This window comes from Candidatus Desulfosporosinus nitrosoreducens (genome assembly GCF_030954495.1).
Taxonomy (GTDB): Bacteria; Bacillota; Desulfitobacteriia; order Desulfitobacteriales; family Desulfitobacteriaceae; genus Desulfosporosinus; species Desulfosporosinus nitrosoreducens.
Genome location: NZ_JAVHUW010000035.1, coordinates 111,976 through 122,709 on the forward strand (window position 1 = coordinate 111,976; position 10,734 = coordinate 122,709).

Below are 10,734 nucleotides of genomic sequence, written 5' to 3' on the forward strand. Positions count from 1 at the left end.
TGGCTCAACCATACTGATCAAAACGTGAGGGAGGCAAGCACGGGTTAGCATAGCGGAGAAGCCTCTGGCGCAGGCGGCTGCCTAGTTGCACTATGCTTTCTTGTAGTACAAAAAAAACAGCCCTTTCGGGACTGTTTTTCATACCATAGTTAAGATTTAAGCATTAATCCTCAAAAGATAGTATTAAGATAGACCTCAATCCCGTTCTTTTACAGCGTCTTTCATACTTCGAACATAGTCATAAATACAAGTCCCGGCCTTGCCGCCATGCTTCTCGATGATTTTGACGATTGCGCTGCCAACGATTACACCATCGGCAATTTTAGCGATTTCCCCGGCCTGTTGGGGAGTATTTATCCCGAAGCCTACGGCGGTGGGAAGGGAACTCGCGCTCCTGACAACCTCCAGGATGGAGACTAAGTCCGTTTTGATCTCACTCCGCACCCCCGTAACACCCAGGGAAGAGACCACATAAATAAAGCCGGTGGCCTCCTGAGCGATCTGTTTGATACGCTGCTCCGATGTAGGCGCAATCAGGGAAATAAGGTCGACTCCAAAAGCGGCAGCCACTTCGGCCAGCTCCCCCTTTTCCTCGTAAGGCAAATCGGGAATTATGATACCGTCAACTCCCAAATCCGCACAACGTTGAAAAAACCGACTGAAGCCATAATTAAAGACCGGATTTAAATAGGTCAGGAAAACCAGCGGCACCTCCGTTTTTTTCCGCACAGAAGCCACCAGGTCAAAAATCTTGTCCACCGTCGCTCCAGCCGCCAGAGCGCGGATATTAGCCTCTTGAATGACAACTCCCTCAGCTATGGGATCTGAGAAGGGGATGCCGATCTCTACTAAATCCGCACCGCCCCGGATCATTGCCAAAATGAACTCTTCACTTTTTTCCAGCGAAGGGTCTCCACCTGTGACAAAGCCGATAAAAGCCTTGCCATTTTTAAAAGCCCCGGCAATCTTACTCATGAATATTAACCCCCTTATAGCGCGCGATAGCGGCGACATCTTTATCTCCGCGTCCGGAAAGACAGACAATAATAATTTGGTCCTTGCTCATAGCCCCGGCAATTTTCTGCACATGGGCGATAGCGTGGGCACTTTCAATGGCACAAATAATCCCCTCTGTCCGCGCCAGATATTCAAAGGCTGCCACAGCTTCATCATCACTGACAGGCACATAGTCGGCCCTGCCCGTATCATGCAGATTGGCATGTTCCGGTCCTATCCCCGGATAATCAAGACCTGCCGAGATGGAATACACGGGAGCGATTTGCCCATAGTCGTCCTGGCAGAAATAAGACTTCATGCCGTGAAAGACTCCCAGCTTGCCTTTGGCAATGGTAGCGGCATGTTTTTCCGTATCAAGGCCGTGTCCCGCCGCCTCACAGCCGATTAACCTGACCTTTTCATCGGCGATGAAATGATAAAACATCCCCATGGCGTTGCTGCCGCCGCCAACGCAGGCAACCACGGCATCCGGGAGTTTGCCCTCAAGTCGGAGAATTTCCTCCCTTGCTTCCCGGCTTATGACGCTTTGAAAATCGCGGACGATCATAGGAAAGGGATGGGGCCCCATGACAGAACCCAGAACATAATGAGTATCATGAATACGTGCCGTCCATTCCCGCATCGTTTCGTTGACTGCGTCTTTTAAGGTCATGGTTCCGCTGGTAACGGGGTGAACTTTAGCGCCTAAAAGTTCCATCCGGTAGACGTTAAGGACCTGTCTGTCCGTATCTTCTTTACCCATAAAAATCTCACATTCCAGGCCGAGAAGGGCCGCCGCCGTGGCAGTGGCAACACCGTGCTGACCGGCGCCTGTTTCGGCGATAACCCGCGTTTTTCCCATTTTCTTAGCCATTAGAACCTGTCCCAAGACGTTATTGATCTTATGTGAGCCGGTATGGTTCAGGTCCTCACGTTTCAAATAAATTTTCGCGCCCCCCAGGTCTTCGGTCATTTTGGCCGCATAGTAGAGCAGAGACGGCCTGCCCGCATAGTCTCTCAATAAGTTGTTGAGCTCCTCGTTAAACTCAGGATCGCTCTTGAAGTGCTGATAGGCTTTTTCCAGGTTAATGATTTCATTCATCAAAGTCTCCGGAATGTATTGCCCTCCGTGAATGCCGTATCTGCCTTTAGCCATTGCGCATTCTCCTAACTATTTCTAAAATTTTACTTCTGTCTTTATTCCCGTCTGTTTCCACCCCGCTGCTTAAATCCACAGCATAGGGCCTTGTGGCTTTAATGGCCTGTTCAATATTCCCGGCCTTTAACCCGCCGGCCAAGAAAAAAGGCTTCTTGACCGAACCGACCTGATTCCAGTCAAAGCTCTCACCAGTTCCCCCCGTCCCGCTGTCTAACAGCAGGAAGTCGGCAAGAGACTGCCCAGCGTCTTCAATATCCTGATGGGAGGTAACGCGGACCGCCTTAATAATAGGCTTACCGGTCAGTGCTTTTAACTGGCGCAGATAATCTTCATTTTCATCTCCGTGCAGTTGAGCCATATCAATGATATTATCCTGCAAAAGTCTGGCCACATTCCTTAAAGGCTCATTGACGAAGACGCCCACCGCTATAATTCCCGGCTTAAGCCTGGTACGCATCGCTTCCGCCCATTCAGCGGTCACCTGCCGGCGGCTTTTAGCAAAAACAAAACCAATATAATCAGGCCCGGCCTCGTTGACATAGTCAATATCACAGGCCCGAAACAATCCGCAAATTTTAAGTTTCATTAAGCGCGTTCCCCTCGCAAGACTGCCAGCTGCTCTTTTTTATTAGCGCTGCGCATTAAGCTTTCACCGATCAGAACAGCATCCGTTTTATTCGACCTTAGGACAGCCACATCCTCAGGAGACTTAATCCCGCTTTCTGAGACAAAGAGAATGTCCTCCGGCACTAAGCTGCGCAGCCTGACGCTCGTGGTAATGTCTACCTCAAAAGTCTTTAAATCACGGTTATTAACTCCGATCACTCTGGCCCCCGCGGTCAGAGCACTGCGGACCTCTTCTTCCCTATGCGCTTCCACCAGGGCAGACAAGCCCAAGCTATGAGCGATTTCCAGGTACTCTTTCAGAGTGTTGTTATCCAGCAAAGCACAAATGAGCAGGATTGCCGCGGCGCCAATAATCTTGGCCTCATAAATTTGATAGGAGTCGATAATAAAATCCTTGCGCAGAAGGGGAAGACTCACTTCTTTGCTGATCTCGCGCAGGTAACGGTCTTGGCCAAGGAACCAGTATGGCTCCGTGAGAACCGAAATGGCCGCGGCGCCCGCCGCTTCATACTCCCGGGCAATCTGGAGATAAGGGAAATCCGGAGCAATAATTCCTTTCGAAGGCGACGCTCTTTTTATTTCGCAGATAAAGGATAAGCCCTCTGCTCTAAGAGATTTTTCAAAAGGGAAACCAGTGTCGGACGCAAGCCTTTCCGCCTCTGAAATCACTTGTGCCGTTGATTTCCGCTCTTTAAGTCCGGCCACCCGCTCTGTGGTTTGCCGGGCTATTTTATCTAAAATCAATGTCCATACACCTCGTTGGTAAGCTTTACGAACTCCTCAAGTTTCTTCAGGGCCGCACCGCTGTCGATAAGATCTTGAGCAAGGGGAATTGCACTGCTAACGGACTCGGCTTTACCTGCCAAATATAAACACAGTGCTGCGTTGAGAATAACAACATCGCGCTTGGCACCCTGCTCGGACCCTCTTAAAATGCTGCGGGTAATTTCAGCATTCTCCTCGGCATTGCCGCCGACAAGCTCAGCCAAAGTGCAATAGTTTAGGTTCAATTCCCTAGGATCGAGGTAATAGCTGTTTAAAACCCCTTTTTCTATTTCACATACCTTCGTTTTGGTTGTGAGCGTTGCCTCGTCCAAACCGTCGCAGCCGTGAACCACCATGCCGCGTTTCACTCCCAGATTAGACAGCACTTTAGCTAAAGGCTCCACAAGCTTTTCGTCATAAACCCCCATCAACTGCCGATTGGCTCCGGCAGGATTAGCGAGAGGCCCCAGGATATTAAAGATGGTGCGGACGCCCATTTCCCGCCGCACAGGAGCACAGTGCTTCATAGAACTGTGGTAGGTTTGGGCGAACATAAAGCAGAGATTAATTTTATCCAAAATTCTCCGGCTATGCTCCGCCGAAATCGTTATATTAATGCCTAATTTCTCCAAGACATCCGCCGCACCGCTTTTGCTGGAAACACTGCGGTTGCCATGCTTTGCCACGGGCACGCCGCCGGCTGCTACGACAAAAGCGGTGGTGGTGGAGATGTTGAAAGTACCTGCTTCATCACCGCCGGTCCCTACTATATCCATCACATCCTGAACGGGATTAAGGTGAATTGCCTTTTCGCGCATAGCCAAAGCACTGCCGGTAATTTCCTCAATGCTCTCCCCTTTCATCCGCAGCGCTGCCAGAAAAGCGCCCATTTGGGCATGAGTCGCTGTTCCATCCATCATTTCTCCCATGACTGCCTTTGCCGTATCAAAATCCAGGTTCTCACCTTTAATAACCTTGTGAATCGCTTCAGTTATCATTTTGATCCCCTCCCAGAAAGTTCTCTATGATGGTTCTGCCCTGTGGTGTCAAGATCGACTCGGGGTGAAATTGAACTCCATAAACGTCATGCTCCCGGTGCTTAACCGCCATGATCTCCCCGTCGTCTGTGCGGGCAATGACCTTAAGCTCGGCAGGCAGCGTGTTTTCAAGGGCGGCTAAGGAATGATAGCGGGCACCTTGAATGGTTTCCGGCAATCCCGCAAAAAGCGGACAGTCCTTGTCAAGTTGTATTTTTGACGGTTTGCCGTGCATAAGTTCCCGGGCATAAGACACGGTAGCCCCAAAGGCTTCACAAATAGACTGATGTCCCAGGCAAACCCCGAAAACAGGGATTTTACCGGCGAAATATCGGGAGCTCTCCACACATACTCCGGCATCGGCCGGCCGGCCGGGTCCGGGAGAGAGGATAATCGCCTCAGGGGCCAACCTTTCTATTTCCGCTATACTCAGCTCGTCGTTGCGAATAACTTTGACATCCGGGTTGATGGAACCAACCAGTTGATAGAGGTTGTAGGAAAAACTATCGTAATTATCAATTAAGAGAACCATCAGTCGCTAACCTCCTCCGCCAATTTCAAAGAATTCACAACCGCTTGAGCTTTGTTGATACATTCCTGATATTCCTTTTCCGGTACACTGTCGGCGACGATGCCCGCACCGGAGCGAACGAAGACTTTGCCGTTTTTCTTAAAGACAATGCGTATGGCGATACAGGTGTCAAGATTGCCGGTAAAATCAAGGTATCCGATTGCACCACCGTAGATACCCCGCTTATTGTTCTCCAATTCGTTGATAATCTCACAGGCGCGAAGTTTAGGCGCGCCGGAGAGAGTTCCTGCGGGGAGAACGGCTTCTACGGCATCCAGGGCATTTTTATCCTCCCGTATCTCTCCCTGAACTGTCGATCCGAGGTGCATGACATGAGAGAAACGTTCAATGGACAGATACTTCTCTACGCTTACCGTTCCGAATTGGCTGATTTTACCCAGGTCATTGCGGCCCAAATCGACCAGCATGTTGTGTTCGGCCAGCTCCTTGGGATCGGAGAGCAGCTCCTTTTCATTCCGGAGATCCTCCTCATCCGTTTTCCCTCTTGGTTTCGTTCCCGCCAGCGGGAAGGTGTACAGCTTGCCTTCCTGGAGTTTCACGAGAGTTTCCGGCGATGCTCCGGCAATTTCCAGCTCATCGCTGGAAATATAAAACATATAAGGCGATGGGTTTAACGTGCGCAAAACACGGTAAGGATTGAGGAGGCTGCCTTCAAAATCCGCTTCCAAACGATTGGACAAAACAACCTGAAAGATATCGCCCTCACGAATATAATGTTTCGCCTTATCGACCATCTCGCAATATTCCTTTTCCTGAAATAAAGGCCGGAATTCCGAGGTGATGATAGCAGGCTTAGTTTCTTGATAGGCGCCTTGTTTAATGAGGGTCACCATAGTCTCAATTTCCATAACGGCTTTGTTGTAACCAGTATCAAGTTCCTCGGCTTTCACATTGGCAATAAGAATGATTTTCTGTTTCCAGTGGTCAAAAGCGATCACCTTGTCAAAAAGCATCAGATCTACGTCATTAAAACCTTCCTGATCTTCCGCATCCAATTTAAGCGAGGGCTCACTGTACTTTATATAATCGTAAGAGAAGTAACCGACAAGGCCACCGGTGAAGGGCGGCAAGTAAGCAAAGCGTGGGCTTTGGTTCTCATTAAGAATCTGCTCAATATGCTTACGGGGGTGATTCGTCGTTACCGTGATTTTAGTACCCGAATTGATGTTGAGCACTCCGTTTGTACAAGTCAGCTCAAGTTTCGGGTCAAATCCTAAAAAAGTATAACGCCCCCACTTTTCGGCACTCTCCAGGCTTTCCAGCAGAAAACAATGGCGACTGACATTTTTAAGGATTTTCAACACCTCAATCGGTGTCCTGAGATCTGAGAAAATCTCACGGCTGACCGGAATCATGTTGTAATCCGCCGCGATTTCTTTGGCCTCGTTGAGACTTGGTCTATACATAAATATCCTCCTTTTGCGCTTACCGCTCCTTGCCGTCCGAGAACGTCAAAAAGCCCGTCCTTGACTATGTCAAGGACGGGCTTGAAAATCAATACCCGCGGTGCCACCTTGCTTTGCGGAAATCTCCGCACGCTTTAACAGAATACCAACATATTCCTGGCAACTGACGTATGCCTTCACGTCGCAAAATACTCAGCCGAAGCCTTTCACCGCGCCCTCCGTGGTCCATTTAACAGTCTGCGTTCTGCCGGTTCACAGCAACTCCGGCTCTCTGAAAGTGCACGATCCGTTTTTATCTCCACATCAATGGTTTTCGGTAGATATTTAATTACAATGTATAATACTCATATTAGGATCATTTGTCAACTATATATTAATTAAACATAGTAAAATAGTAAATTAAGCCCAAGTCTTCCCGGGAGAATGCTATGCCTATAATTTCCAATCCCGGGAAACGCCATTTGCACTATAACTACTAAGCTAGAATTCTATCGCCTTACTCGTTGGCCTGGAAACAACAACAAATTTTATGTCTCCGGCAAACTTGTTCATCATCTGCTGAAGAATCATGGGAAATATTTCCAAGTCTTCGTGCTCCTCCAACCAAATAACTTCCCGTTTACTGCCAATGTCGGTCGCTTAACTGAAAGGATAAAGTTTCAGTAACATATATTAAAGTTTTGTGAAATTTAATGCCGGCCATTAGAAAATTTGATAAAATAGTGTTAATATAAGGTTATCAATATAGCTTGTAAACTTAATAAGAGTGAGGTGTAAAGCAAATGCCGCCTTTTGAGAATTCCTCCCGTTATTATCAAAACCCTTACGTAGTTGACTTAAAAAAAGTTAAAACTGTTTCTTTATCACAAGTTATGGGACTGTTATCCTTTATGTTTTTGGCCATGGCTGCAGGTGCTTTCTTAGTCCCCCCACAATATTTTATGCCTGCTTTCATTTTGGAATTTGCTTTGCTCTTTATTATTCCTATCGTCAATCGGCAGTCTGTGGTACGAGGCAATGATCCCGCCGCCGGTTTAACAACAGGGCTCGCTCTGCTCTTTGCGGCTTGTGCCGGAGCTGTTCTGGGACCGGTCGTCCAAGCCTTGGCCGCAACCACGGATGGCCTTGTCGTGCTTGGTCAGGCTGCTCTGGTGACCTTTGTTGTCTTTGGGGCCTTTGGGGCCTACGGAGTTCTGACAAAACGCAATTTAAGCATTATGGCCAAGGCGCTTTTTATCGGCTTGCTGGTGCTGCTTGGCATCTTGATTCTCTCCATGTTTTTTAGCAGCTTTTTCTCCCCTTACGGCTTGCTGATCGGCATAGGCGGGGCCATTCTCTTTTCTTTGCTGACAGCGCTGGATTTTCAGCGTGCCAAATACAGCAGCGCAGACAACGCAGTTTTAGTTACCTTAAACATCTTTTTGGACTTTGTCAACCTGTTTACTTTTATCCTCAATATCTTTTTAATATTCGGGGGCGGCGGTGGAATGCGCAAGCGCTAGTATTTCTGCCAACCTACCGTAAACTATCCGGAAGTTAAACCCACGTAACTATCATTGAAAATAGTGGCGTGGGTTTGTTGTTTTCTTATGCAATTCACTATAATTGCTGCAACCCAGACAGGGAATTTTTCTTTCCCTCCCCGACAATGCTGATCTTCCACACATAAAATACGGCGCAGCACTCAGACAATAGGGCTTTGCTGTCTCCTATATCTTAAGAGTTCTGCCCATCTGTTTCCAACAAGTAATCACTTAGGCTCTACTGCTTAACTCTATATTCTTCCTTTTTAAAGACCCAAGCTGATATCGATAGCCAAGCCAAATAAACTAAGGGTTGGATATATCTGTATATCTTTGCAGTTTCATATAACCCTGATTGAGACATTACTGTTCCCACAGAATAATTAAGAGCCACAAATATGACTAGATAGGAAACCAAAAAAAACTTCCTTACCGGCAGAAAATAGAAGAATATCATAAAGTAAAAAGTCCAGGCAATGGGAGTCCAAAAGGAAAAAATGCCAAGTATGCTGGTCACGCCCATATTTTTATAGCTCAAAAAACCCATGAGATGAGATATTGAAGCAAAGGCTGTATCACCTATTCCTCCGAATAGCAAGCCATAGAGAAAAAATTTCTTATATAAACTTCTCGGAATTATTGCAAGAGAAGCTAAACCGGTTACAACTGCAAATATTAAATAAAATGATGGTTCAAACATTTCAAACACCTCTTTCATTCAAGTAATCTTAGGTTATCCAAATTCATCCTATTTATGGCAATTATGGGCAAATTATTTCTTAATATTTTTTGCCGGGATTATTAAGAAAAGGCTTCCCTTTGTCCACTTCCAAAATCTAAACAGGCGCCGGCAGAAATAGAAAAAGCCTGATGCATCATTAGCACCGGGCTTTCTGTGGGGCAGCCCCGAAAAAACCGCACAAAGGTTAATCGGCAGATGCCTTATTGAATTTCAATCTGTTGGCTTTGATTTTGGCTTTGGTTCTTAGGCAAGGTTACAGTTAGCACTCCATTTTCATACTTGGCCTGAATGCCTTGACTATCGACGCTATCAAAGGCAAATTTACGAGAAATTGATTGCTGATAACGTTCGCGGCGGATATAGTTCTCTTTTTCTTCCTTAACCTGTTGGTCATGTTCGGCCGCTATCGTTAACACATTGTCTTCGAAACTGACATTCAAATTTTCCTTATTAACGTTAGGGAGATCAGCTTCCAGAATATATTCATTGCCATTGTCGCGAATATCAACTTTTAAACTAGCCATATTCTGTGGAATGCCGAAGAAAAAGGGTTCCCTAAAAAAAGTTTGGCACAGGTTTTCAAGGTCGTTAAAGGCTCTGGGGAAAGCTGAGGAAGCTTGCATTCTGAAGCGGGAGTCTTAGAGCGGATTAGTCAGCGGATCAAGCTAAGACTATCCTGCCATAAGCAGAGTAAGGCTTTTTCTCATATTTTAAAAATGGGTTCCGAACTCACTTTAACTGCGGCAAAACACCATCTCTCCAAGTTGAACCTCTAAGCTTTTGGCAACAATCTCACATTTGGCTCGCAACAAGAAATAAAGCCTTCTATCCTCTTTGCCTTGTGCTTCCAAGGATTCGTAATTAGCTTGCCCCTTACTGATTATGAGATCGGCTCTTGTATAAACCTGTTGAAATTCTTGCGAACAATCTTTGAGAATTGTACCTAAAAAGCCGCTACCATTAGAAATTACCCGAATTTGTCCCGTTAAACCTACGTGAACCGCATCTTCCAAGGTAGCATCATTCAAAATCGCCCGGTCCTTAACCGCATAGGTTACCTCCAGCCCCAATTGAGACAGTTGCTTCGCTAACAAACTGTCGAAAGCAATTTCCCCACTGTTATCTCCAAGAATCAATATCTCCCGAGCTTCTTTTAAGTCTTGTTTAAACGAGACGTAATCATCCCGGGCAAACTTCTTCACCATAGCTTCCTGAATGCTCCCCTCAACATCAAACTCTTTGAGGATACCCATGTCAATAATATTCCCGGCAACTGAGATTTTCAAAGACATCAAGAGAGAGTCCGGACTTTGGCGAATCTTCTCCTCTAACTGAGGCAAAAGTTCAAGAGCCAATTGATTGGACTCCTTTTTAGCCCGCTCAAATGGATCTTCTATCCCCAACAACTCATTAACCTTTCTGAGAATAACCGTGGAATTCTCAGCAGGAGTTCCTTGCGGGTCTAAACGGGGCAGGAGAGGTAAGGTTTCATGGATAATCTCTCTCGCCTTATCTTCACTTATCCCAGCTTGGGCTAAAGTATTAATTGCCTGTTTTATATAACATGGGATGCAATCCAAAGCGACTTTCATAGATATTACCTCCTAGTTTGTTAGGTAAATGTACCCATAATCTAATTGCTACTTTATTTATCTCCAATTTCGCGCAAAACACTAAAAACCCTTTTTAAATATGTTCTCATTATCTCCTATTTCTTTTGCTTCTTCGTTTTTCTTGTACACAACACAAAAAGGACTACCTGATGGTAGTCCCTCTTGCTTTCTTACCTGGCGATGACCTGCTTTTCCAGGAGCTTGCGCCCCAAGTATCATCGGCCCTGGAGGTCTTAACTTCCGTGTTCGGGATGGGAACGGGTGGTACCCCTCC

General features: G+C 46.6%; 12 protein-coding genes and 1 rRNA gene. 1 reads left to right on the top strand and 12 read right to left on the bottom strand.

All coding sequences use genetic code 11. The features are described from left to right. Positions 1-195: 195 nt before the first annotated feature. From trpA to REC12_RS06285, 8 genes are all read right to left on the bottom strand, one after another. Positions 196-975 carry a tryptophan synthase subunit alpha gene (trpA, locus tag REC12_RS06250; protein ID WP_308892957.1) on the bottom strand — a complete coding sequence of 260 codons (780 nt, stop codon included), beginning with the start codon at positions 973-975 and terminating at the stop codon, positions 196-198. Further along, on the bottom strand, positions 968-2,152 hold the full coding sequence (gene trpB / locus REC12_RS06255) for a tryptophan synthase subunit beta (protein ID WP_308892958.1): 1,185 nt from the start codon (positions 2,150-2,152) through the stop codon (positions 968-970). The genes trpA and trpB overlap by 8 nt, the downstream gene beginning before the upstream one ends. After that, positions 2,145-2,741, bottom strand: a complete 597-nt coding sequence (locus REC12_RS06260; protein WP_308892959.1) for a phosphoribosylanthranilate isomerase — start codon at positions 2,739-2,741, stop codon at positions 2,145-2,147. Before REC12_RS06260 ends, trpB begins: the two co-directional genes overlap by 8 nt. Next, a complete protein-coding gene (trpC, locus tag REC12_RS06265; RefSeq protein WP_308892960.1) occupies positions 2,741-3,526 on the bottom strand; it encodes an indole-3-glycerol phosphate synthase TrpC in 786 nt (261 codons plus the stop codon). Before trpC ends, REC12_RS06260 begins: the two co-directional genes overlap by 1 nt. After that, on the bottom strand, positions 3,523-4,545 hold the full coding sequence (gene trpD, locus REC12_RS06270) for an anthranilate phosphoribosyltransferase (RefSeq protein ID WP_308892961.1): 1,023 nt from the start codon (positions 4,543-4,545) through the stop codon (positions 3,523-3,525). Before trpD ends, trpC begins: the two co-directional genes overlap by 4 nt. Beyond that, positions 4,535-5,116 carry an anthranilate synthase component II gene (locus tag REC12_RS06275; protein ID WP_308892962.1) on the bottom strand — a complete coding sequence of 194 codons (582 nt, stop codon included), beginning with the start codon at positions 5,114-5,116 and terminating at the stop codon, positions 4,535-4,537. Before REC12_RS06275 ends, trpD begins: the two co-directional genes overlap by 11 nt. Then, positions 5,116-6,582, bottom strand: a complete 1,467-nt coding sequence (gene trpE / locus REC12_RS06280; protein WP_308892963.1) for an anthranilate synthase component I — start codon at positions 6,580-6,582, stop codon at positions 5,116-5,118. Before trpE ends, REC12_RS06275 begins: the two co-directional genes overlap by 1 nt. A 480-nt stretch (positions 6,583-7,062) precedes the next feature. Then, entirely contained in the window at positions 7,063-7,185 is a 123-nt protein-coding gene (locus tag REC12_RS06285) for a hypothetical protein (RefSeq protein ID WP_308892964.1), read from the bottom strand. Between the two features lie 179 nt (positions 7,186-7,364). Here REC12_RS06285 and REC12_RS06290 point away from each other — a divergent pair, with 179 nt between their 5' ends. Beyond that, positions 7,365-8,084: a Bax inhibitor-1/YccA family protein gene (locus tag REC12_RS06290; protein WP_308892965.1), complete on the top strand. Its 720-nt coding sequence runs from the start codon at positions 7,365-7,367 to the stop codon at positions 8,082-8,084. Positions 8,085-8,343: 259 nt separating this feature from the next. Here REC12_RS06290 and REC12_RS06295 read toward each other — a convergent pair whose 3' ends face one another. From REC12_RS06295 to rrf, 4 genes are all read right to left on the bottom strand, one after another. Continuing rightward, the gene (locus REC12_RS06295) at positions 8,344-8,805 is read right to left on the bottom strand and encodes a hypothetical protein (protein WP_308892966.1); all 462 of its coding nucleotides are present in this window, start codon (positions 8,803-8,805) and stop codon (positions 8,344-8,346) included. 242 nt (positions 8,806-9,047) lie between these two features. Beyond that, complete coding sequence (locus tag REC12_RS06300; protein WP_308892967.1) at positions 9,048-9,371, bottom strand: Hsp20/alpha crystallin family protein; 324 nt, start codon at positions 9,369-9,371, stop codon at positions 9,048-9,050. A gap of 210 nt (positions 9,372-9,581) precedes the next feature. After that, positions 9,582-10,439 carry a damage-control phosphatase ARMT1 family protein gene (locus tag REC12_RS06305; protein WP_308892968.1) on the bottom strand — a complete coding sequence of 286 codons (858 nt, stop codon included), beginning with the start codon at positions 10,437-10,439 and terminating at the stop codon, positions 9,582-9,584. 193 nt (positions 10,440-10,632) lie between these two features. Beyond that, positions 10,633-10,734, bottom strand: a 5S ribosomal RNA gene (gene rrf, locus REC12_RS06310); the annotation flags it as partial.

Excerpts from the sequence above, each read along its gene's own strand:
- trpD (WP_308892961.1), bottom strand. The coding sequence starts at position 4,545 with ATGATAACTGAAGCGATTCACAAGGTTATTAAAGGTGAGAACCTGGAT.
- REC12_RS06275 (WP_308892962.1), bottom strand. The coding sequence starts at position 5,116 with ATGGTTCTCTTAATTGATAATTACGATAGTTTTTCCTACAACCTCTAT.
- REC12_RS06295 (WP_308892966.1), bottom strand. The coding sequence starts at position 8,805 with ATGTTTGAACCATCATTTTATTTAATATTTGCAGTTGTAACCGGTTTA.
- REC12_RS06300 (WP_308892967.1), bottom strand. The coding sequence starts at position 9,371 with ATGGCTAGTTTAAAAGTTGATATTCGCGACAATGGCAATGAATATATT.
- trpA (WP_308892957.1), bottom strand. The coding sequence starts at position 975 with ATGAGTAAGATTGCCGGGGCTTTTAAAAATGGCAAGGCTTTTATCGGC.
- REC12_RS06260 (WP_308892959.1), bottom strand. The coding sequence starts at position 2,741 with ATGAAACTTAAAATTTGCGGATTGTTTCGGGCCTGTGATATTGACTAT.
- REC12_RS06290 (WP_308892965.1), top strand. The coding sequence starts at position 7,365 with ATGCCGCCTTTTGAGAATTCCTCCCGTTATTATCAAAACCCTTACGTA.
- REC12_RS06305 (WP_308892968.1), bottom strand. The coding sequence starts at position 10,439 with ATGAAAGTCGCTTTGGATTGCATCCCATGTTATATAAAACAGGCAATT.
- trpB (WP_308892958.1), bottom strand. The coding sequence starts at position 2,152 with ATGGCTAAAGGCAGATACGGCATTCACGGAGGGCAATACATTCCGGAG.
- trpE (WP_308892963.1), bottom strand. The coding sequence starts at position 6,582 with ATGTATAGACCAAGTCTCAACGAGGCCAAAGAAATCGCGGCGGATTAC.